A 21,332-nucleotide genomic window follows, 5' to 3' on the forward strand; every position below is an offset into this window, starting at 1 on the left:
ATGTCAGAGGCCGCCGCTAGCGTGGTCACGTGACTGACGTGCGCCTCGAGGGAATCACCGTTCTGGCCGACGACGTGGCGGCGCTGACGGCGTTCTTCCGTGACGCACTCGGGCTGCAACCGGCCGTCGTCGAGAACGACTATGCGGCGTTCGAGGGGGAGGGCGTGCGGTTCGCCGTGTTCTCCCGCCCCGGCATGGGGCCGAACACGCACGATCACCCCGACTACCGGATGCCGAGATCGGGCCAAGCGTTCGAGCTGAACTTCGAGTGCGCCGATGCTCCGGCAGTCGATCAGCAGCTCGCGAAGATCACGAGGCTCGGTGGCCTCGTGGTCGCGGCACCGGTGCAGACGACCTGGGGGCACTACTCCGCGTTCTTCGCGGACCCCGAGGGGAACATCCACTCGCTGTTCGCGGTGCTTCGCGACTGACAGCCACGACGGCGACCGCCGATTCCGGTCTCAGGACTCGGACGGTTTCAACGGCAGGCGCGGACCGTGGTTCCACGCGAGGATCGCTGGTTGTTCACGGTCGAAGCCCAGCACCGAGACGGAGCCGGCATCCAGGGTGATCTGCGCGCCGAAACGAGGAGCCTCACGCAGGAACACCGCCGCGAGGATGCGCAGGTAGTGCCCGTGTGCGATCAACGCGACGTCGCCGTCGGCCATCGCCGGCAGCACGCGGGTGAGGACCCGCGAGGCGCGCGCGGCGACCTCTTCGACCGTCTCGCCCGGGGTCTCGCCCCTGATCACGCCGTGGGCGAAGGCGGTCCAGTTGTAGCCGAGCTCCGCGCGGATCTCCTTGGTCGTGCGCCCTTCGTACCCGCCGTAGTCCCACTCGATCAGCAGCGGGTCGATCTGGGCATCCAGCCCGGCCAGCTCGGCCGTTCGTCGTGCTCGCTGCAGCGGTGAGCTCAGGACGAGCTGGAAGTCGTAATCCCGCACGAGCTCGCCGGCCGCTCTGGCCAGGTCCTCCCCGCGCGGGGTGAGCGGGATGTCGGTGCGCCCGGTGTGCTTGCCGGTTCTGGACCATTCCGTCTCGCCGTGCCGGAGCAGCACGAGCTTGCCCTGCGGATTGTCGGGGGCCGGGTGGTCAGGCAGCTGGTCGGATTCATCCACACCGCCACCGTACTCCGCCGGTTCGGCTCCTGGCTCAGCGCCGAACGCGAATGCACGCCCGTGCAATTTGTCACGGAAAGGGATGACACGAGGTCACTTCTGCAGCGCGCTCGCTCTTGATGGCATGGATGCATGACCAGGTCATCTCCCCTCGCAATCGGATCCGCCGTCGTCGCAGCGGGTGTCGCCGTCGCCGTCGGCCTCTTCGCCACTCCACCCTCTCCGAGCCTTCAGCCGCACACGAGCGGTGACGCCGCCCTCGCTCGGGCGGTCGAGCAGGACGCCCGTTCGGCTGGCGCGCTCGATCGCGTGAGCGTCGCGTTCATCGATCTGGACTCCGACGACGAGACGGTGACCGCCGGCTTCGGAGCCGACGACGACACCGAGTACGAGATCGGCTCCGTCACGAAGACCTTCACCGGCAACCTGTTCGCGATCGCGATCGACCGCGGTGAGGTGACACCGACGGAGACCCTGGCCGCGGTCTTCCCCGAGTTGGACGGAACCCCGGCCGGCGGGGTCACGTTGGAGAGTCTGTCGAATCATCACTCGGGGATGCCGGGTCTGGATGAGGCCTCCACCCCGCAGGTTCTCCTCGACACCGTCACCAATCGCAATCCGTATCGCGGCACCGTAGATGAGCTGCTCGAACAGGCGGGGCGTCAGCAACTCGTCGCCCCCGGACACTTCCTCTACTCGAACCTGGGGATGTCGCTGCTCGGGCAGGCCTTGGCTCAGCGCGCAGGTCTCTCGTACCCCGAACTCGTGCAGGAGAGGATCTTCGATCCGCTGCAGATGACGCACAGCAGAATCGTCCTCGACGGGGCCGACCAGCGGGATCTCACCACCGGATACTCGGCCACGGGGATCCCGCAGGAGGCGTGGTCGATCGGACCGTTCGCGCCGGCCGGCGGCATCCGCTCGACGATCGGCGACATGGCCAGCTACGTGCAGGCGCTTCTCGACGGCACCGCCCCCGGGGCATCCGCGATGGACCGCCACCTCGACGGCGAAGACGGGGCGGAAGGGTACGCCTGGCTCGTCCTCGACCAGGACGACGGCTCGACGCTGACGCTTCACAACGGGCAGACCGGGGGCTTCGCCTCGTTCCTCGTCCTCGATCGCGAAAGTGGCAAAGGAGCGGTGGTGCTGTCCAACTCGGCGGCTCAGCTTCCGGATGTCGTCCTGAACCTCGTCAAGAAAGGCATCACCGAATGAGCCTGTCGCCCTCCTCCCTGCTCGCTTTCGTCCTCGTCATCTTCTCGGCGCTCTACGCGCTCAGGGCCTGGAAACCGAAGCGATTCGGCATCGCGGATCGGATCGGCGCCATCGCGGAGTCGACCGGACTGCTCGCTCTGTTCACGGTGCTGCATTTCGCGTCGGGGTGGGCCGGGGTTCCGGTGGTGCTGTGGGTGGTGTCCGTCGCGCTCGCAGCCGCCGGAGTCGCGGGTCTCGTACTCCGCGTCCCGACTCTCCCGTGGCTGCACGAGCGCCGCCGGCTGGGATTGCGCATCGTCAGACTTGCGATCTCGGGACTCTTCTGCGTCGTCGTGTTCGTGCTGGGAGCGATCTCGGCCTGGGGGTAGGGGAGCGCCCTCAGAGCACGATGTCGGAGGGGTCACGGAGAGTGAGCCAGCTGCCCGAGCGCGCGGTTCGTCCGGGCAGCACGTCGGCATCCGGCAACGGACCCAGGTCGATATCGATGATGCCGGCGAGGTCGGCCACCGGCACCTGGAATGTGCGGAACGCCCCCAGTGGTGGTGCGGCCAGAAGTCCTTCTGGGGTGTCGACGAGTTCGGACTGGTCCAGCAGGAAACCGGCGGCGGCGAGGCCGGTGGGACCCTGCCAGGCCGCGACCTTCCAGAAGCGGAGCGGGATGCGGATGCCGCGGTAGGCCGGATCTTCGGCGCCGAGAACCGGGGCGGTGAACACCGACAGACGCTGATCCGTCGTCTCGGCGTAGCCGAGCACGTGATCCTCGAGGCCCAGCCAGAGTTCTTTGGACTGGTTGAAGCCGGCCGCCTGGGGAGCGGCGTTCGGGTAGAAGAACGTCGCCTCCGTGGCGTCGCGTGCCTCGTCGGTGTCTCCCCAACCGGGATCGCGTCGGCGCACCAGGTGGCCGCGGTCGAGGTCGTTGCGGGCGTAGACCTCGGGGCCGGTCTGCTCGCCTGCATCGGCGCGCGGGTCAAGGCGCCACTCGCCGGTGCGGGGGAGTTCGCGCAGTCGCGCGCCGTCGATGTTCACCGCGGTGACGGCCGCGAGTCTGCGTGCAGGGTCGAGCAGCACGGAGAACCGCGGGTAGGGGAGCAACCGCGTCGGGCGCTCGAGACTCGGCAGGGGCAGCGGGGTGGCGAGGAACTGTGCGTCGTAGCCATCGGTCATGTCATCCATCGTGGCCGATGCCACCGACGTCGATGCTCGTCGCGGCCGGATCGCGTCGAGGCGCGTCAGCCCTGCGGTCGGTGACTCGTTCTGCACACAGCTGATGTCGCCCGAGTTCTCCACAGATCTTGATGATGAAGCGGATCGGCGGTGCGGTTCGATCGCCGCTTCGAGAAGATCGGCACATGGACACCGGCTCCGCACTCGACGCCTCCGAACGCACTATCCACCTGCCTCCAGTCGACCCGGAGGAACGGGACAAGGTGTGGGAGCACCTGATGGTGGTTCGGGACGGTCTGCCGGAGGTGACGATCGTGATGTCCTCCAACGAGGCGTGGCGTGCTCTGGACGATCTGGAGAGCAATGGCGGCTCCGGGGCGCTGACGCACGCCGAAACTCTCGGGCTGATCGTGCCTGTCGTCGAGTCGCTGTTCGACGACGACGTTCGCGAGCTCGGGCTGGAATTCCACGCCCAACTGATCCTCATGTGCGCCTTCCCCAGCATCCCCGAATCGCTTGCGCTGCAGGTCGCGTTCGGTCGCAAGATCGGTGAGGAGCAGTTTCGAAAGATCGCTCGTTTCGCGGTTCGCGCGCACAATCGCGGAATCACAGTCGACGAGTACGTCGAAGACCTCAGGGTCGCGGATGTTATCCCGCACGATCGCCCGGTTCGGCTCTTCCGAGGCGAGTCTCGCCGGGTTCCGTCGTGTGTCCGGATGCAGCGCGCCATCGCGCTGCTCCGCCGCACTTCGGCGCTCGCACCGGAACCGTTCCGTCCTCCTCTCCTCTGCGTCATCGCCTGGCTGCAATGGGCGCAGGGGCGCCGCGCCGTCGCGATCGCCTACCTCGAGGAAGCCCTGCGCATCGAACCCGCAAGTATCTTGGCCTACGGCTTGAACGTGACATTCGCGGCGCGGCTACCGGAATGGATGGGATTGTATCGTGATGCGATACGCGATACGGTGGAATTGTGATCGTCAGCTTCAGGCATAAGGGTCTGGAGGCGCTCTACCAGGACGACTCGAAGCGGGGCATCCAACCCGACCACGCGGCCAAGTTGCTCCGAATCCTGGCTGCTCTGGACGTTGCCCAGACCTCCACGGACCTTGCGATTCCGTCCTTTCGTACTCATGAGCTCAAGGGCGAACTCGCGGGGCACTGGTCGATCTGGGTGAACGGAAACTGGCGCGTGACGTTTCGTTTCATCGGGCTGGATGTCGAACTCGTCGACTATCGGGATTATCACTGAGGGAGTGGGACATGATGAAGAATCCGCCGCATCCCGGCTCGATCATCCGCGAGGACGTTCTCGCCGAACTGGGTCTCAGCGTCGCCGAAGCGGCATCGCGACTTGGGGTCGCCCGTGTCACGCTCAGCCGAGTGATCCACGGTCACGCCGGGATCAGTCCGAATCTCGCCGTGCGCCTGGAGCGATCCGGCGTGGGGACTGCGCGGGCATGGCTCGCGATGCAGACCAACTACGATCTCGCGCGCGAATTGGCCGGAAGAGCGCACGAGGTGCGTCCTCTGGTCGTCGCCTGATCGGGATAATGAACGTCAGTCCCGCTCGCCCTCGGCGTGCCGCGGGCTCGGATCGGGCGGGGTGATCTCCACCGGCGGAGCGGATGCCGCGTGCGCCCGCCACCAGACCACGAAGCCGATCGCGGTGAAGATGCCGTAGAACACGTACATGAACCCGGTGGCGTAGTAGCCGGCGCCGAAGAGCAGCGGCACTCCCACCACATCGACCGCGATCCAGATCAGCCAGAACTCCGTCCAGCCCTTGGCCATGCCGTAGGTGGCCAGCAGGGATCCGACGAAGGTCCAGGCATCCGCCCATACCGGCTCCCAGGAGCCGAGTGCTCGGAACAGCGGCGTGAGGGCGACGGTGCCGACGATCATCCCGAGGGCGAGACCGATCCGCGCGCCCGTCGGTGCCCAGCGCGGAGTCAAGCGACCGCCCCCGGCCGCGGCCTGTCGCCACCGCATCCATCCATAGATCGCGACCGCGATGAACATCACCTGACGTCCGGCCTGCCCGAGCAGATGCGGAAGCGAGTGGTCCGGGCTGAGGACCGAACCGAGGAACACGGTGAGCAGCAGCAGGTTTCCGATGATTCCGACCGGCCAGGCCCAGATCTTGCGACGCATGCCCCCGAGCGCACTCGCGAGGCCGAAGGCGTTGCCGACCACCTCTCGCACGAGGAGGACCTGTCCGCCGGGGAGGGCCCAGTACGAGTTGAAGCTGTCGACCAGCCATTGCAGCGCGTTCATCGTTTCCTGCATCCGCGCTTTCGGGAGCGCATCGCCGACGTTAGCAGGAGCCGGGCGGCGTCAGCCGCCGATGTAGCTCATCTCGATGCGCTGGCGCGCTTCGCGCAGTTCCGGCGTGAGGCTCGCGCGCACCTCGGAGTAGCGATCGTCTCTGGCGCCCCAGATCGACGCCATCGCCGTCGCCAATTCCTCGTCATCGGCACCGCCGCGCAGCAGTGCCCGCAGATCGTGGCCTTCGGTGGCGAACAGGCAGGTGAACAGCTTGCCCTCCGTCGAGATCCTCGCCCGATTGCACGTGCCGCAGAACGTGTTCGTCACCGATGAGATCACGCCGATCTCTCCGGAGCCGTCGGTGTACCGCCATCGCTGCGCCGTCTCACCCGGCACCGCCGCACCGACCGGTTCGAGGGGGAAGAGCGCACCGATGCGCTCGACGATCTCGGCCGAGGGCACGACCTCGTCGAGCGACCAGCCGTTGGAGGTGCCGACGTCCATGTATTCGATGAACCGCAGCACGTACGGGGTTCCCTTGAACCGCGCCGCCATCCCCTCGATCTCACCGTCGTTCAGCCCGCGCTTGACGACCATGTTCAGCTTGATCGGCCCGAGCCCGACGGCGTGCGCGGCATCGATGCCGTCGAGCACCCGGGCGACCGGGAAGCGCACATCGTTCATCCGCTGGAACAGTTCGTCGTCGAGCGAGTCGATCGAGACGGTCAGCCGGTCGAGTCCGGCATCCTTCAGCGCCTGGGCCTTGAGAGTCAGCGCAGAGCCGTTCGTGGTCAGGGCGATCTCGAGCCGCTCGCCTTCGGGGGTGCGCAGAGCGGCGAGCCGTGCGATGAGGTCTTCGATGCCGCGGCGCAGCAGCGGTTCGCCGCCGGTCAGCCGCAGTTTGCGCACGCCGTGTGCGGCGGCGACCCGCGCGATCCTCTCGATCTCCTCGAAGCTGAGCAGCTCCTCCCGATCGAGGAACGCATAGTCCCGACCGAACACCGATCGAGGCATGCAGTAGACGCAGCGGAAGTTGCAGCGGTCGGTCACCGAGATGCGCAGGTCGCGCAGCGAGCGGTCGAATCGGTCGGTCAGGCCGCCGGTCGAGGGCAGGCGCATGACCCCTGTGGCCCGCGAATGCGCAGCGGGATCTGGAGTGATCGACATCGCGTCCCCTTTGAGTGGCTACGGTAGCACCGCTCAGGACGAGCGGCGCATCGAGACGTCGTGGTCGGAAATGGAGAACCGGAGGTGCGCGCCCGGTCGCGCCCCTGCGGTGAGGGCGGTGGACGACGGGCAATCGACGGCGATATCCGGATGCTCCGCCGTGAAGAGCCGCACCCCTCCGGGGACCGGCTCCATCAGCGCGACCGTGCCGGTCCAGGTGTTGGCGGCCGCGTCAACGAGGGCCTCGGGGGAATGGATCCGCACCGAGCCGGGGGCGAACACCGCGGTTCCGGCATCCCCTGAGTGCAGCCGGTCGCCCTGCCCTGCCCAGCGCAAGCCGGAGCCCGTCTGCAGGATGCCGTCGGCATCGGCCGAGCCTGCCACGAGATTCACGCCGGCCACGGCAGCCACGAAGGGCGAGTTCGGGTGCCCGAGCACTTCAGCGGTCGTGCCCTGCTGCACCACGCGTCCGTCCTGCAGCACCGCGGTCTGCGCAGCGAGCACGACCGCATCCAGGGGGTCGTGGGTGACCAGGACGATCGGGATGCCGGCCCGGTCACGCAGTTCGGAGACGAGTCGTCTGGCCTGGCCCGCCGTCTGCGCGTCGAGGGCGGCGAACGGCTCGTCCAGCAGCAGCGCGTCGGGCGCAGCCGCCAGGGCGCGAGCCAGAGCGACGCGCTGCTGCTGTCCGCCGGACAGTTGCGCAGGGCGCCGCTGCGCCAGTTCGTCGAGTCCCACATCGGTGAGCTGTGCGTGCGCGACATCGCGGGCCTCGGTGCGCGGCATCCCCTGCGAGCGTGGCCCGAATGCGACGTTCTCCAGCGCGGTCAGGTGCGGAAACAGCATCGGGCGCTGCCCGAGCAGACCGATCCGGCGGCGCTCCGGCGGCACTGAGCGATCCAGCGTCCGCCCGCCGAGGGTGATCCGGCCGTCGACGGCGCTGTGGTGACCGGCGATCGCGCCGAGGAGTGTCGACTTGCCCGAGCCGTTCGGTCCGATCACGGCGAGCACCTCGCCCGCGTTCGCCGTGATCGCGGCCTCCAGCAGGAACACTCCGACGCGGGCGCGGATGTCGACGTCGAGCGTCATCGGATCGCATCCGCTCGCCAGCCGCGCATGAGCACGAGCACGCCGATGGCCACGATGATGAGCATGAGCGACAGGGCGATCGCGGTGTCCTCGCGCACGCCGGCGCCGTTGAACGCGGTGTAGATCGCGAGCGGCATCGTGCGGGTGACGCCGGGGGCGTTGCCCGCGAACAGGGCCGTCGCGCCGAACTCGCCGAGTGCGCGGGCGAAGCAGAGCACAGAACCGGCGACCAGCCCTGGTGCGACGAGTGGCAGCGTCACCCGGCGGAACACGGTGAACCGGCCGGCGCCGAGCGTCGATGCGACCAGCTCGTGCCCGGTGCCGGCGGTGCGCAATGCACCCTCGACCGAGATGACCAGGAACGGCAGCGCCACGAACACCTGGGCGATCACGACGGCGGCGGTGGTGAACGGGATCTGCACGCCGGCTGCCGTCAGGGCACCGCCCAGGATGCCGCCGCGGCCGAGCAGGGAGAGCAGCGCGATGCCTCCGACGAGCGGAGGAAGGACGAGCGGGAGAGTCGCCAGGGTGCGCAGGATCGAGGCCAGCCAGGCGGGGCTGCGAGCGATCACGACCGCCAGCGGGATGCCGAGGACGGCGCAGATCAGCGTGGCGATCGTCGCCGTCGACATCGACAGCCCGAGTGCCTGCAGAGCCTCGGGCGAGGCGATCGTCGCGGGCACGCCTGCCCAATCCAGGCGCAGGAGCAAGGCGATGAACGGCAGCACGAGAAGCAGCGTCGCCAGCGTCGCGGGAATCACGATCCAGAACGGCGGACGCGGTGCCCTGGTGCTGCGTGGCGACGACGTGAGCAGGGTCATGGCGCTCCGAAACCGTACTCGGCGAGTACTCGCTGGCCGGACTCGGACAGCACGAACGCGACGAACGCCGTTGCCGCGGTCGGATTCGCGGCATCCCGCAGTGTGGACAGCGGGTACACGTTGGTGGCGCGCTCGGCGCCGGCGATGTCGACTCCGGTCACATCACCGGCGGCCGCCGCGACATCGGTGCGGTAGACCAGGCCCGCATCGGCCTCGCCCGACTTCACCTTGCTGAGCACAGCGGTGACGTTCTGCTCCTCACTGGCCGGCCTGAGCTCGATGCCGGCGTCGTCGAGGAGCGCACGCGCGGCCGTGCCGCACGGCACCTCGGGGGCGCACAGCACCACGGCGAGCCCGTCGCTGGCGAGGGCGGCGAGCGAGTCGATGCTCTCGGGGTTGCCCGGTGTCACCGCGATCTGCAGGACGTTGCTCGCGAACGACTCCGGTTCGACGGCGAGCCCTGCATCGACCACCTTCGTCATGTTCTTCTCGTCCGCCGCGGCGAAGACGTCGGCCGCCGCGCCCTCGATCAACTGGACGGCCAGCACCGAGGAGCCGTCGTAGCTGATCGGGCGGACATCGACGCCCGGATGCTGCTCCTCGAAGTCCGCTGCCAACTGGTCGAACGCTCCAGAGAGGGAAGCGGCCGCGAAGATCGTGAGTTCGCCGCTCAGCCCCGCTCCGCCCTGGTGGTCCGGTGAGCTTGCGGCATCCGTCTCACCCGAAGGGCCGGATGCCGAGCATCCGACGATCCCGAGACAGCCGACCAGGGTGACGGCGGCGACCAGGCGCCGAAGGGACAGGGCAGTCACTGCGCAGCATCCCGTTCCGTCTCGAGGATGACCATGGTCGCCTTGACCACGGCGACGGCCTTCGATCCGACGTGGAGATTCATCTCGCGCGCGGCTTCCGATGACATCAGCGTGATCACGCGGTGCGGACCGCATTGCAGCTCGACCTGGGCCATCAGGCCGTCGATCTCGACGTGCGTGACCAGCCCGGTGAAGCGGTTCCGCGCACTGCGGCGGACGTCGCCGACATCGGAGGCCGCTGTCGCCAGCGCTTGAGCGCGCGCGGCGAGTTCGGCGCCGTCGACGACCTGGCGTCCGGAAGAGTCGTGCCCCAGTGCGAGCACGCCGTCGGCGACCCACCGGCGCACGGTGTCGTCGCTCACGCCGAGGAGGGAGGCGGCCTCACTGATCCGGAAATGCGTCATGAAACGTACACTAGTGGCGCATTTGCGGAAGCGCAATCAACAATACCGCATGGTGGAATAGGAATTCCAAAAAAGCTGGACGGACAGCCGTTTCGCTGTTACTGTCGGAGAGTCCAGCCGGAGCCCTCTCGAGGGTCGCGGTCAGGCACGAAATCACAGTCAGCGGATCGACGAGGATCACGCACGAAACCCGTGAGTCCTCGAGCATCCGATCGAACGCAAGGAAGCTCTTCACCATGGACTCCACCGGCATCACCACGTCCATCGTCACGACGCACGCAGACGTTCAGCCGTCACCGGCCGAGTACCTGGCTCGCGCCGTCGACCTCGCCACCGAGAACGTTCGCAATGAAGGCGGTCCCTTCGGAGCCATCGTCGTCTCGGCCGACGGCCGCGTGTTCGAGGGCGTGAATCGCGTCACCGCGAATCTCGACCCCTCAGCGCACGCCGAGGTCACCGCGATTCGCAATGCCTGCCAGGGCCTCGGCACCTTCGACCTCAGCGGCGCGGTGCTCTACACCAGCTGCGAGCCGTGCCCGATGTGTCTCGCGACCTCGCTGTGGGCGCGGATCGAGAAGGTCTATTTCGCCGCGAACCGCGACGACGCCGCAGACGCCGGCTTCGACGACGCGGTCTTCTATCGCTACTTCGAAGGCGGCGACGAAGACCGCGCGATCATGCCCGTCGTGCAGGAGCCCCTTCCGCCGGCCCAGCGCGTCGCCGCCTTCACCGAGTGGAGCCAGACGGCCACTCGCATCGACTACTGATCTCCCCGACTTCCTCAGCCTCACCCCACCCGAGCAGGAGAGTACTTTCATGTCTCAGACCGCCGAAGTCCGCAAAGGCGCGGACGCCCCGGATGAACAGCCGCCTGTGAGCGCGCTCGACCGCTTCTTCGAGATCACCAAACGCGGATCGAGCATCCCGCAGGAGATCCGCGGCGGGCTCGTCACCTTCTTCGCGATGGCCTACATCGTCATCCTCAACCCGATCATCCTCAGCAGCGGCGAGGACGTCACCGGCACCGCGCTCGACTTCGCTCAGGTCGGCGCCGTCACCGGACTCACCGCCGGTGTGATGACGGTGCTGATGGGACTGTTCGCCAGGGTTCCGTTCGCGCTCGCCGCAGGCCTCGGCATCAACTCCTTCCTCGCCGTCTCGGTGGTCGGCGATGTCAGCTGGCCGGAGGCCATGGGCCTGGTGATGATCAACGGCGTGCTCATCGTGCTGCTCGGTGCCACCGGCATCCGGACCGCGATCTTCCACGCCGTCCCGCAGGCGCTGAAGGCGGCGATCACCGTCGGCATCGGCCTGTTCATCGCCTTCATCGGATTCGTCGACGCCGGATTCGTCAATCGGACGCCCGCCGGTCCTCCGGTGCAGCTGGGTGACAACGGTTCGCTGACGTCGATCCCGACCCTCATTTTCGTCGGCACGCTGGTGCTGATGGGGATCCTCATCGCCCGCAAGGTGCCCGGTGCGATCCTCATCGGCATCGTCGCCGGCACGATCGGGTCGATCATCGTCGAAGCGACGATGAAGCTCGGACCACTGTTCGGCGCCGACGGCGAGAACCCCGGTGGCTGGCACATGTCCGTGCCGGGGCTACCGACCCAGTGGCTGAGCATCCCCGACTTCTCCCTGATCGGACAGTTCGACCTGTTCGGATCCTTCGGCCGGATCGGTGTCCTGTCGGCGGTCATGCTCGTCTTCACGCTGCTGTTCACGAACTTCTTCGACGCCATGGGCGCGATGACGGGTCTCGCCAGGGAGGCGGGTATCGCCCGCAAGGACTCGACCTTCCCCCGCCTGCGCAGCGCTTTCGTGGTGGAGGGCGCCGGTGCGGTGATGGGTGGCGGCACGTCGAGCTCGTCGGCCACCGTCTTCATCGACAGCGCGGCCGGTATCGCCGAGGGTGCTCGCACCGGATTGGCCGCCCTGATCACCGGCGGGCTCTTCCTGCTGTCGATGTTCTTCACTCCGCTGACGGCGATCGTGCCGATCGAGGTGGGCGCCGCGGCACTGGTCATCGTCGGCGCGCTGATGATGTCGCAGATCCGCGAGATCAAGTTCGACAAGTTCGCCGTCGCGATGCCGGCATTCCTCACGATCGTGACGATGCCGCTGACCTACTCGATCGCGAACGGCATCGGCGCCGGCTTCATCGCCTGGGCTGTCGTCAATACGCTCGCGGGTCGTGCCCGCAAGGTGCACTGGCTGCTGTGGATCGTCGCCGTCGGCTTCGCCGTGTACTTCGTGCGCGGGCCGATCGAGACGTTGCTCGCCGGCTGACCGCACGCCACGAGATGAGGCTGCCCCCGCGGGGGCAGCCTCATCTGCGTGTGCGGGTGGAACGCGCGACGCGGATCACGATCACTTCGTCGGCTCAGAACTCCGGATGCCGGTCGGATCCGGCCGTTTCGGCCGACGGAACGCACGTCGCGCCGACAAAGCGATCGGGCGCGGGGAGTGATCGGGCGGGGAGTGATCGGGCGCGCGGCGGGCCCGGGGCAGGCGACGGATGCCGCGGGGTCAGTCGCGCGCGACGTCGACGGGCGCTGCCTCGTCGATGAGTTGCAGCATCCGGGCGGCGACACTGACGGCGATGGCCGCCGGCTGCTTGCCCGGTACTTCGGGCATGCCGATGGGAGTGGTCACCCGCGCGAGATCGCTCTCGGTCTGGCCGAGCTCGAGCAGCTTCTTCCGGAAGCGCGACCATTTCGACGACGAGCCGATGAGACCGATCGACCCGATGCCGTCGGTGCGCAGCGACTGATCGACCACGGCGAGGTCTTCGACGTGGTCATGCGTCATCACGAGCACGTGTGCGCCAGGCGGGAGTCCGGTCAGGGCGGCTTCCGGCACCGGCGCGTGCGTGATGTGCACCCGCGCGACACTGTCCGCGAAGACGCCGGAGGCACCGGGTACGCCGACCCGATCGGGCGCGAGCATCTCGCGTCGTGAGTCGATCAGGTGCAGGTCCAGCTCGTGTCTGGCGAGGATGCGGGAGAGCTCGAGCCCGACATGGCCGACACCGAAGATCGCGATCGTCGGCGTCACGCGCATCGGTTCGAGCAACATGGTGACCTCTCCTCCGCAGCACTGCACACCGTACTCGGTGACGGCCTTGTCGCTGAGCGTGAGTGCCAGCAGCTCGGGCTCGGCGGCTCCTGCCGCGAGCATCTCCCTGGCCTTCTCGATCGCCGTCGCTTCGAGGTTGCCCCCGCCGACGGTTCCGAAGACATCGTCGGGGGAGACCACCATCTTCGCGCCGCCATTGCGGGGCGCGTGGCCGCGCACGACGGCCAGGGTCACGACGACGGCGGGCACCCGCTGTGAGCGCAGGTCCTGCAGAGCGTCGAGCCAGTCCATCGAAGACTCCGCTCAGCGAGCGGCCGCGAGCTCGCGCTCGGTGTGATCGGATGCCGGGTCGGCCGCCTGCTGCGCCGCGCGGACCGCCCAGAAGACGGCCTCCGGGGTGGCGGGCGAACCGAGCTCGACAGTGCGTCCGGCCGGGCCGAAGGCGGCGACCGCTTCACGGAGCGCCTCACGCGCGCTGAAAGCGAGCATGAACGGCGGTTCGCCGACGGCTTTGGACCCGTACACGGCGCCGTCCTCGCGGGCGTTCTCGAACAGGCGCACATGGAACTGCTCCGGCATCTCCGAGAAGCTGGGCAGTTTGTACGTCGACGCGGACTGGGTCTGCAGCCGACCGCGGTTCGGGCCGTCGCCGGTGTCCCAGCGCAGTTCCTCGAGCGTCAGCCAGCCGGCGCCCTGCACGTACGCGCCCTCGATCTGGCCGATGTCGAGCATCGGAGAGAGCGAGTCGCCGACATCGTGCACGATGTCAACGCGGCGCAGGGTGTAACCGCCCGTGAACCCGTCGACTTCGACCTCGGTCGCCGCAGCTCCGTAGGCGAAGTACTTGAAGGGCGAACCCTGCATGATCTCTGGATTCCAGTGCAGGCCCTCGGTGCGGTAGTACCCCGCAGCGAAGAGCTGTACGCGCTGCAGATAGGCGGCGTTGGCGACCTCGCCGAAGGTCAGGCGCTGGTCGCGGTTGCCGAGGCCGGTCACGTAACCGCCCTCGAACTGCACGTCGCGTTCGTTGACGTTGAGCATGCGCCCGGCGACGCTCGCCATCCGCTCACGGATCTGCTCGCACGCGTTCTTCACCGCACCGCCGTTGAGGTCGGCGCCCGACGACGCCGCGGTCGCCGAGGTGTTGGGAACCTTGTCGGTGCGGGTGGGAGCCAGCCGCACCTGGTGCAGTTCCAGCCCGAGCGCGGTCGCCGCCACCTGCATCATCTTCGTGTGCAGGCCCTGGCCCATCTCGGTGCCGCCGTGATTGATGAGAACCGAACCGTCCTTGTACACGTGCACGAGGGCGCCGGCCTGGTTGAAGGCCGCGAAGTTGAACGAGATGCCGAACTTCACCGGAGTCATCGCCAGCGCCCGCTTCACGTGCGGGCTGGTGGCGTTGAAGGCTTCGATCTCGGCGCGACGGTCATCGATGTCGGCCTCGCCGTGCAGCTGGTCCCAGATCGTCACCATCCGATCGGCATCCTTGACCAGCTGGCCGTAGGGGGTGGACTGACCCGGTCGATAGAAGTTCTTGCGGCGCAGTTCGAGCGGGTCGATGCCGAGCGCGGGGGCGACTCGGCCCAGGATGTCTTCGATGAGGAACACGCCCTGCGGACCGCCGAAGCCACGGAACGCCGTGTTCGAGGCCTTGTTGGTCCTCACGATCCGCCCGTGCGCGTGCACGTTCGGGATCCAGTAGGCGTTGTCGAGGTGGCAGAGCGCGCGCCCGAGCACCGGCTCCGAGAGGTCGAGGCTCCACCCGCCGTCGCACGTGAGCACGGCATCCAACGCCTGCAGGTGGCCGTCGGCGTCGAAGCCGACCTTCCACTCGATGAGGAACGGATGCCGCTTGCCGGTCATCGTGATGTCCTGTGTGCGGTTCAACCGCAGACGCACCGGGCGACCGGTGAGCTTGGCCCCCAGGGCCGCGATGGCGGCGAAACCGTGAGGCTGCATCTCCTTGCCGCCGAAAGCGCCGCCCATGCGCAGCGACTGCACGGTGACCTCGCTGGCGGAGATTCCGAGCACGTGGGCGACGATGTCCTGCGTCTCGGAGGGATGCTGCGTCGAGCACTGCACGAAGTACTGACCCTCGGAGTCGCGCAGCGCGAGTGAGGCGTTCGTCTCGAGGTAGAAGTGCTCCTGGCCGCCGAATTCGGTGCTGCCCTCGAAGACGTGCGCCGCGGAGGTCAGGGCGGATGCCGCATCCCCGCGCTGCACGGTCCGGGCGATGCCCTGGAACGAACCGGCCGCGATGGCCTCCTGCACGGTGATCAGTGACGGCAGCGGCTCGTACTCGACCGTGACGCGTTCGGCGCCGAGGCGGGCCGCCTCCTGCGTCTCGCCGAGCACCCACACCAGCGCGTGCCCGTAGAACATCGCCTCGCTGGGGAAGAGGGGCTCATCGTGCTTGATGCCGGCGTCGTTGACCCCCGGCACGTCGTCGGCGGTGAGCACGCGGACGACACCGGGAACCTCGTACGCTCCGGAGACGTCGATGGTGACCTTCGCGTGCGCGTTGGTGGACTGCACCGGCCACGCGGTGAGCACCCCCGCGGTCTGCGCGGCGAGGTCATCGGTGTACATGGCAGCCCCGGTGACGTGGAGCACCGCGCTCTCATGCGGTGCACGGGTTCCGACGACGGGGTTGGCCGGACGATCGGCGAGAGCGCTCATGCCGACACCTCCTTCGATTCGATGACCGTCGTGCTGTACAGCTTCAGCAGTGCGGTGTTGAGCATGAGCGAGCGGTAGTCCGCGCTCGCACGGTGGTCCGACATCGGGGTGCCTTCACTGCCGAGGACTTCGGATGCCGCACGCACGGTCGCGATGTTCCACGGCTGCCCGATCAGAGCGTCCTCGGTGGCACGGGCGCGCAGCGGCGTGGCGGCGACGCCGCCCAGGCCGATCTTGGCCGCGGTGACGATCCCGTCTTCGATGTCGAGAGCGAAGGCGATGGCGACGCTGGAGATGTCGTCGAAGCGCCGCTTGGCGATCTTCTGGAAGGCCGTGACCTGGGCCAATGGCCGCGGGATGCGGATCGCGCGGATCAGCTCGTCGGAACGCCTGACGGTCTGGCGGTATCCGGTGAAGTACTCGGCGAGGTCGACCTCGCGCTCGACGACACCGGAGCCGTCTTCGGCGGCGGATGCCAGCACGAGGCGCGCCCCGAGGGCGAGGAGCGCCGGTGGCGTATCGCCGATCGGCGAGCCGGTGCCCAGGTTTCCGCCGAGCGTTCCCCGGTTGCGGATCAGACGGGAGGCGAACTGGGGGAACAACTGGGCCAGCAGCGGCACCGCGCCGTCCAGGCGCTTCTCGATCTCGGACAGCGAGAGGGCTGCGCCGATTTCGATGTCGCCATCGGCGCCGGAGGCGACGTCGTCGGCGACGTTCAGGGTGCGCAACTCCTCGAGCTGTTCGATCGCGACGACGAGCGGGGCGCGACGGCCGCGGATGTTCACCTCGACACCCCAGTCGGTGGAACCGGCGACCAGGAGGGCATCCGGCTCGTCGCGCAGCAACCGCAGCGCTTCGTCGAGGGAAGCCGGGCGGATGAAGCGTGCCCCCTCGACCTCGGCATCCGTCGGGATGGCGCGGGGTGCGGGTTGTGTCAGCCGCTGCTGCAGCGGGTCGTTCTGCTCCGGGGAGCCCAGGGTGTACGCGGCATCGCGAATGGGGCGGTAGCCGGTGCAGCGGCACAGGTTGCCGCTGAGGGCGTGCAGGTCGAAGCCGTTCGGTCCGTGCTCGGCGTCATGCTCGGGGCATCCGTCGGCGTGCTCATCGGCAGCCTGGGGTGCGCGGTCGCTGCGGTAGAACTCGCCCGCCATGCTGCACGCGAAACCGGGCGTGCAGTAGCCGCACTGAGATCCTCCCGCCTCGGCCAGTTTCTCCTGGACCGGATGCATGGCCTCGGTCGATCCCAGTCCCTCAGCCGTGACGATCTCCTGGCCGTTGAGGGCGTAGACGGGCACGAGGCACGCGTTCACCGGAGTCCAGGCCGTGCCGCCGTCCGGCGTCGGCGTGGCCAGCAGCATCGCACACGCACCGCATTCGCCTTCGGCGCAGCCCTCTTTGCTTCCGGTCAGTCCAGTGTCGCGCAGCCAGTCGAGCGCGGTCGCATGAGCTGCGGTGCCGGCGAGTGGGCGGCGCTTGCCATTGACGTTGACGGCGATGTCATTCATGGAGATCTCCTCAGATCCGGCGGTGGTGCGGGGAGCGGTGCCGGTTCCGACTCGAGTGATGCGAGTCTATGCTCCGGGCCGTCCCTTTTCCATCGAGAGTCCGTTTTGCCTTATTCCATGATTCGGAAATGCAATTTTGAACTATGGAAAGGGTATGCCGGTCTGAGGGTGTGGTCAAGTGGCGAGGGAGGAGATCTCCGCGACGATCTCACGCAGCACCGGGACGGAGCGCTCGGCGAAGCCTTCGTCGACGCGCGCGACCGGGCCGGATACCGAGACCGCAGTGAGCACCGGCATGTCGGGCACGGACATCGCGTAGCAGCGCACGCCGATCTCCTGCTCGCCGTCGTCGATCGCATATCCCCGCTCCCGCGTCAGTGCGAGATCGGCCAGAAGCGCGTCGATGGAGTCGAGAGAGCGCTCAGTGGCGCGGGGCATTCCGGTACGGGCGATGATCTCGCGCACGGCATTGTCGTCGAGCTGGGCGAGGATCGCCTTGCCGACGCCGGTCGAGTGCAGGAACGAGCGGCGCCCGACCTCCGTGAACATTCGCATCGCATGCGGTGACGGAGCCTGTGACACGTAGATCACTCGGTCGCCGTCGATGGTGGCGAGGTTCGCCGTTTCGCCGAGGCGCTCGACGAGGTCTTTCAGCTGAGGCATGGCGATCTGCCCGAACTTGCGGTTCGCCACCTCGCCCAGGCGCACCAGCTTCGGGCCGAGTGCGTAGCGACGGTTCGCGAGCTGGCGTGCGTATCCGAGCGAGACGAGTGTGCGGAGCAGTCGATGGATCGTCGGCAGTGGCAGGTTCGCTGAGGTCGACAGCTCGCTCAGGGTGACGTCACCGCCGGCATCGGCGATGAGCTCAAGCAAGTCGAAGACTCGGGCGACGGACTTGACGCCGTCGGTTGCGCCTGCAGGCATTCGCGAACCTCTTGTCTGCGGCAAAGTATCCGCATCGTGGAAATGATCTGTCGAACAGGCTATCCCATCGGTGCGGCGCGGGGCAGGGGGGCCAGGATGGTCAGATCAACCACTCACCGACTCTTGAAATTCCGTATAGTGGAGGTTAATATCCACATAACGAACAACGGACCCGGAGCTCGCGCCGACGAAGGAGGAGCGGTCGCATGACCATCCAGATCACCCGTGAATGCCGCATCGACGGCGCAGAAGACATTCTCACCGCCGATGCGCTCGCCTTCGTCGAAGAGTTGCATCGCCGATTCGATGCGCGTCGGCTCGAGCTGCTCGACGCACGTCGCGAGCGCCGAGCAGAGGTCGCCCGCACTGGACGCCTCGACTTTCTGCCGGAGACCGCGCACATCCGCGAATCCGAGTGGCAGGTGGCTCCCGCGCCCGAAGCCCTGCGGGACCGGCGGGTCGAGATCACCGGACCCGCGGCGCCGCCGAAGATGGCGATCAACGCGCTCAACTCGCAGGCGCGGATCTGGCTGGCAGACCTGGAGGATGCCGCGAGCCCCACCTGGGAGAACGTCGTCGCCGGAGTGAAGAACCTCCGTGATGCCGCACGCGGCACGCTCGCGTACACGTCCCCGGCCGGCAAGGCGTACGCGCTGCGCACCGACGTGCATCGCCCCACCGTGGTCGCCCGGCCTCGCGGCTGGCACCTGCCCGAGCGGCATGTGCTCGTCGACGGTGAACCGACGGCGGGAGCGCTCGTCGACTTCGGACTGCACTTCTTCCACACCGCACGCCAGCTGATCGCCAACGGGCACGGGCCCTACTACTACCTGCCGAAGATGGAGAGCCACCTCGAGGCGCGGCTCTGGAACGACATCTTCGTGCACGCGCAGAACGCGCTCGGCATCCCGCAGGGCACGGTCCGGGCCACCGTGCTGATCGAGACGATTCCGGCGGCATTCGAGATGGACGAGATCCTCTACGAGCTCCGCGACCACGCCTCGGGTCTCAACGCGGGCCGCTGGGACTATCTGTTCAGTCTCATCAAGGTGTTCCGCGATCAGGGTGAGGCCTTCACGTTGCCCGACCGTGCCGACGTCGCGATGACCGCCCCCTTCATGCGCGCGTACACGGAGCTTCTCGTCAAGACCTGTCATCGCCGAGGCGCGTTCGCGATGGGCGGGATGGCCGCCTTCGTGCCCAACCGCAACGACCTCGACGCGACCAGGGCGGCGTTCGAGAAGGTGCGGGCCGACAAGACCCGTGAGGCGAACGACGGGTTCGACGGATCATGGGTCGCGCATCCCGATCTCGTGCCGGTGTGCCGTGAAGTCTTCGATGCGGTCCTCGGTGAGCGGCCCAACCAGCTCGATCGCCAGCGGCCGGAGGTGTCGGTCACCGCGGATCAGCTGCTGGATGTGGCTTCCGCTTCGGGGAGTGCGACCGAGGTCGGCCTGCGAACCAATCTCGCTGTGGCGGTCACCTACACAGCCGTGTGGCTCTCCGGAAACGGCGCCGTCGCGATCAACAACCTGATGGAGGATGCGGCCACTGCCGAGATCTCTCGCTCGCAGGTCTGGCAGCAGCTCCGCAACGGTACCCGTCTCGCCGATACGGGGGAGCAGGTGACCCCGGCACTCGTCGAGCGGCTCCTCACCGACGAGGTCGCGAAGCTCCGCGCGCAGGTTCCGGATGCCGACTTCGCCACGTTCTATCAGCCGGCCGCTCGCCTCATCTCGACGATCTGCCTCGACGACGACTACGTCGACTTCCTCACCCTGCCCGCGTACGAGCTGCTCATCCACTCCGTGAACGCCGGGGAACCCGCGTGAGCACCGCGCTCGGCGATGCGGACCTGGTGCGCATCGAGAATCGGCTCGCGGCGACTGACGAACTGCTCGAGAGCGCGTATCCGGGTGACAGCGGCGCGCGCCAACCGGTGCACACCGTCTACGTGCCGGCCGACCGATTCACCCCCGCGCTCGCCGCGGAGTGGGGAGCACAGGCGCTCGCCGCGGTCGAGAGCGCCGGGGGCATGGCGCGGCTCGCTGAACTCATCGGCATCTCGCCGTCTCTCATCGACAGCATCGCGGACCGGGTGGCGGCGAAACTCCGTGCAGAGCCCATCGAAGACCTCCGATTGGATTTCGAGGACGGCTACGGCGACCGCGGCCCCATCGAGGATGCGGATGCCGTGCAGGCGGCCGCCCTGGTGTCGGCTGCGGTCACGGCCGGAACGGCGCCGCCGTTCATCGGCATCCGCTTCAAGTGCTTCGAGAAGCCGACACGAGCGCGGGCATTGCGCACCCTCGACCTCTTCGTCGGTGGGCTGATCGACGCCGGGGGCCTGCCGGAAGGACTCGTGCTCACGCTGCCCAAGGTGACCACGGTGGCGCAGGTCGAGGCGATGGCCGACGTCGCGGAGACGCTCGAAAAGGCGCACGGTCTGGCGCCCGGTCGCATCCGCTTCGAAGTGCAGGTGGAGACCCCGCAACTCGTGCTCGGACCCGACGGGCGCTCGCCGCTGGCGCAGCTGCCCCTGGCCGCTCCCGGGCGGATCTCGGGGCTGCACTACGGCACCTACGACTACAGCGCTTCGCTCGGCATCGCCGCGCAGTGCCAATCCATGGAGCATCCGGTCGCCGACCTCGCCAAGGAGATCATGCAGCTCGCCGTCGCCGGCACCGGGATCCGCGTCTCCGACGGATCGACCAACATCCTGCCGCTCGGTGAGCGCGCCGAGGAAGCATGGCAGCTGCACGCGCGGCTCGTCCGGCGATCGCTGGAGCGCGGCTTCTATCAGGGCTGGGATCTGCACCCGCATCAGCTGCCGACGCGCTACCTGGCCACCTACGCCTTCTACCGCGAGGGGTATCCCGAAGCCGCATCGCGGCTGCGCGTCTACCTCGAGCAGGCGACGGGAGCCGTGCTCGATGAACCGGCGACGGCTCGCGCGCTGGCGTGGTTCGTGCTGCGGGGTGCGCAGTGCGGCGCGATCGACGGTGATGAGATCTTCGCCGACATCGGCATCGACATCGACGGCCTCACCGCCCTCGCCCACCCCCGGCTCGTGCACGTCTGACGA

The 21,332-nt window shown here is 68.0% G+C and carries 22 protein-coding genes; 10 read left to right on the forward strand and 12 right to left on the reverse strand.

Going from position 1 to position 21,332, the window contains the following annotated elements; genetic code table 11:
- The first annotated feature begins 29 nt into the window (after nt 1–29).
- Entirely contained in the window at nt 30–431 is a 402-nt protein-coding gene (locus LTA6_RS06590) for a VOC family protein (RefSeq protein ID WP_363549840.1), read from the forward strand.
- Between the two features lie 30 nt (nt 432–461).
- On the opposite strand, the gene LTA6_RS06595 is transcribed toward LTA6_RS06590, so the two are convergent.
- Entirely contained in the window at nt 462–1,118 is a 657-nt protein-coding gene (locus tag LTA6_RS06595; protein ID WP_363549837.1) for a histidine phosphatase family protein, read from the reverse strand.
- 132 nt (nt 1,119–1,250) lie between these two features.
- Between LTA6_RS06595 and LTA6_RS06600 the strand changes: the two genes are divergently transcribed.
- Entirely contained in the window at nt 1,251–2,336 is a 1,086-nt protein-coding gene (locus LTA6_RS06600) for a serine hydrolase domain-containing protein (RefSeq protein ID WP_407358992.1), read from the forward strand.
- Entirely contained in the window at nt 2,333–2,704 is a 372-nt protein-coding gene (locus LTA6_RS06605; RefSeq protein ID WP_407358993.1) for a hypothetical protein, read from the forward strand. The genes LTA6_RS06600 and LTA6_RS06605 overlap by 4 nt, the downstream gene beginning before the upstream one ends.
- A 10-nt stretch (nt 2,705–2,714) precedes the next feature.
- Here LTA6_RS06605 and LTA6_RS06610 read toward each other — a convergent pair whose 3' ends face one another.
- Nucleotides 2,715–3,500, reverse strand: a complete 786-nt coding sequence (locus LTA6_RS06610; RefSeq protein WP_407359250.1) for a DNA/RNA non-specific endonuclease — start codon at nt 3,498–3,500, stop codon at nt 2,715–2,717.
- A gap of 185 nt (nt 3,501–3,685) precedes the next feature.
- On the opposite strand from LTA6_RS06610, the gene LTA6_RS06615 reads away from it, so the two are divergent.
- Genes LTA6_RS06615 through LTA6_RS06625 form a run of 3 tightly spaced genes read left to right on the forward strand, consistent with a single transcriptional unit; the run spans nt 3,686 to nt 5,042 of the window.
- Nucleotides 3,686–4,474: a hypothetical protein gene (locus LTA6_RS06615; protein WP_407358994.1), complete on the forward strand. Its 789-nt coding sequence runs from the start codon at nt 3,686–3,688 to the stop codon at nt 4,472–4,474.
- Nucleotides 4,471–4,749: a type II toxin-antitoxin system RelE/ParE family toxin gene (locus LTA6_RS06620; RefSeq protein WP_341976755.1), complete on the forward strand. Its 279-nt coding sequence runs from the start codon at nt 4,471–4,473 to the stop codon at nt 4,747–4,749. The genes LTA6_RS06615 and LTA6_RS06620 overlap by 4 nt, the downstream gene beginning before the upstream one ends.
- Before the next feature lie 11 nt (nt 4,750–4,760).
- Nucleotides 4,761–5,042 (forward strand): HigA family addiction module antitoxin, encoded by a 282-nt coding sequence (locus LTA6_RS06625; protein ID WP_341976756.1) that lies wholly within the window; start codon nt 4,761–4,763, stop codon nt 5,040–5,042.
- 15 nt (nt 5,043–5,057) lie between these two features.
- Here LTA6_RS06625 and pnuC read toward each other — a convergent pair whose 3' ends face one another.
- From pnuC to LTA6_RS06655, 6 genes are all read right to left on the reverse strand, one after another.
- The gene (gene pnuC, locus LTA6_RS06630; RefSeq protein ID WP_407358995.1) at nt 5,058–5,774 is read right to left on the reverse strand and encodes a nicotinamide riboside transporter PnuC; all 717 of its coding nucleotides are present in this window, start codon (nt 5,772–5,774) and stop codon (nt 5,058–5,060) included.
- Nucleotides 5,775–5,834: 60 nt separating this feature from the next.
- Nucleotides 5,835–6,884 (reverse strand): GTP 3',8-cyclase MoaA, encoded by a 1,050-nt coding sequence (moaA, locus tag LTA6_RS06635; protein WP_407359251.1) that lies wholly within the window; start codon nt 6,882–6,884, stop codon nt 5,835–5,837.
- Between the two features lie 81 nt (nt 6,885–6,965).
- A complete protein-coding gene (locus LTA6_RS06640; RefSeq protein WP_407358996.1) occupies nt 6,966–8,021 on the reverse strand; it encodes a sulfate/molybdate ABC transporter ATP-binding protein in 1,056 nt (351 codons plus the stop codon).
- A complete protein-coding gene (locus LTA6_RS06645; protein ID WP_341976760.1) occupies nt 8,018–8,842 on the reverse strand; it encodes an ABC transporter permease in 825 nt (274 codons plus the stop codon). Before LTA6_RS06645 ends, LTA6_RS06640 begins: the two co-directional genes overlap by 4 nt.
- The gene (gene modA, locus LTA6_RS06650) at nt 8,839–9,654 is read right to left on the reverse strand and encodes a molybdate ABC transporter substrate-binding protein (protein WP_407358997.1); all 816 of its coding nucleotides are present in this window, start codon (nt 9,652–9,654) and stop codon (nt 8,839–8,841) included. The genes LTA6_RS06645 and modA overlap by 4 nt, the downstream gene beginning before the upstream one ends.
- Complete coding sequence (locus tag LTA6_RS06655; protein ID WP_341976762.1) at nt 9,651–10,058, reverse strand: TOBE domain-containing protein; 408 nt, start codon at nt 10,056–10,058, stop codon at nt 9,651–9,653. Before LTA6_RS06655 ends, modA begins: the two co-directional genes overlap by 4 nt.
- 236 nt (nt 10,059–10,294) lie before the next feature.
- Here LTA6_RS06655 and LTA6_RS06660 point away from each other — a divergent pair, with 236 nt between their 5' ends.
- Both LTA6_RS06660 and LTA6_RS06665 read left to right on the forward strand, forming a co-directional pair.
- Nucleotides 10,295–10,825 carry a nucleoside deaminase gene (locus LTA6_RS06660; protein WP_363549816.1) on the forward strand — a complete coding sequence of 177 codons (531 nt, stop codon included), beginning with the start codon at nt 10,295–10,297 and terminating at the stop codon, nt 10,823–10,825.
- A gap of 49 nt (nt 10,826–10,874) precedes the next feature.
- Nucleotides 10,875–12,350: an NCS2 family permease gene (locus tag LTA6_RS06665; RefSeq protein ID WP_341976764.1), complete on the forward strand. Its 1,476-nt coding sequence runs from the start codon at nt 10,875–10,877 to the stop codon at nt 12,348–12,350.
- Nucleotides 12,351–12,590: 240 nt separating this feature from the next.
- On the opposite strand, the gene xdhC is transcribed toward LTA6_RS06665, so the two are convergent.
- From xdhC to LTA6_RS06685, 4 genes are all read right to left on the reverse strand, one after another.
- Nucleotides 12,591–13,430, reverse strand: a complete 840-nt coding sequence (gene xdhC / locus LTA6_RS06670) for a xanthine dehydrogenase accessory protein XdhC (RefSeq protein WP_407358998.1) — start codon at nt 13,428–13,430, stop codon at nt 12,591–12,593.
- 12 nt (nt 13,431–13,442) lie between these two features.
- Nucleotides 13,443–15,818 (reverse strand): xanthine dehydrogenase molybdopterin binding subunit, encoded by a 2,376-nt coding sequence (gene xdhB, locus LTA6_RS06675; RefSeq protein ID WP_407358999.1) that lies wholly within the window; start codon nt 15,816–15,818, stop codon nt 13,443–13,445.
- Nucleotides 15,815–17,323 (reverse strand): xanthine dehydrogenase small subunit, encoded by a 1,509-nt coding sequence (locus LTA6_RS06680; RefSeq protein ID WP_407359000.1) that lies wholly within the window; start codon nt 17,321–17,323, stop codon nt 15,815–15,817. The genes xdhB and LTA6_RS06680 overlap by 4 nt, the downstream gene beginning before the upstream one ends.
- 174 nt (nt 17,324–17,497) lie before the next feature.
- Nucleotides 17,498–18,247 (reverse strand): IclR family transcriptional regulator, encoded by a 750-nt coding sequence (locus tag LTA6_RS06685; protein WP_341976768.1) that lies wholly within the window; start codon nt 18,245–18,247, stop codon nt 17,498–17,500.
- Between the two features lie 206 nt (nt 18,248–18,453).
- Between LTA6_RS06685 and aceB the strand changes: the two genes are divergently transcribed.
- Nucleotides 18,454–20,079 carry a malate synthase A gene (aceB, locus tag LTA6_RS06690; RefSeq protein WP_407359001.1) on the forward strand — a complete coding sequence of 542 codons (1,626 nt, stop codon included), beginning with the start codon at nt 18,454–18,456 and terminating at the stop codon, nt 20,077–20,079.
- The gene (locus LTA6_RS06695; RefSeq protein WP_407359002.1) at nt 20,076–21,329 is read left to right on the forward strand and encodes a DUF6986 family protein; all 1,254 of its coding nucleotides are present in this window, start codon (nt 20,076–20,078) and stop codon (nt 21,327–21,329) included. The genes aceB and LTA6_RS06695 overlap by 4 nt, the downstream gene beginning before the upstream one ends.
- The last annotated feature ends 3 nt before the right edge of the window (nt 21,330–21,332 follow it).

Origin of the sequence: Microbacterium sp. LTA6 (assembly GCF_045690355.1) — a bacterium.
Taxonomy (GTDB): Bacteria; Actinomycetota; Actinomycetes; order Actinomycetales; family Microbacteriaceae; genus Microbacterium.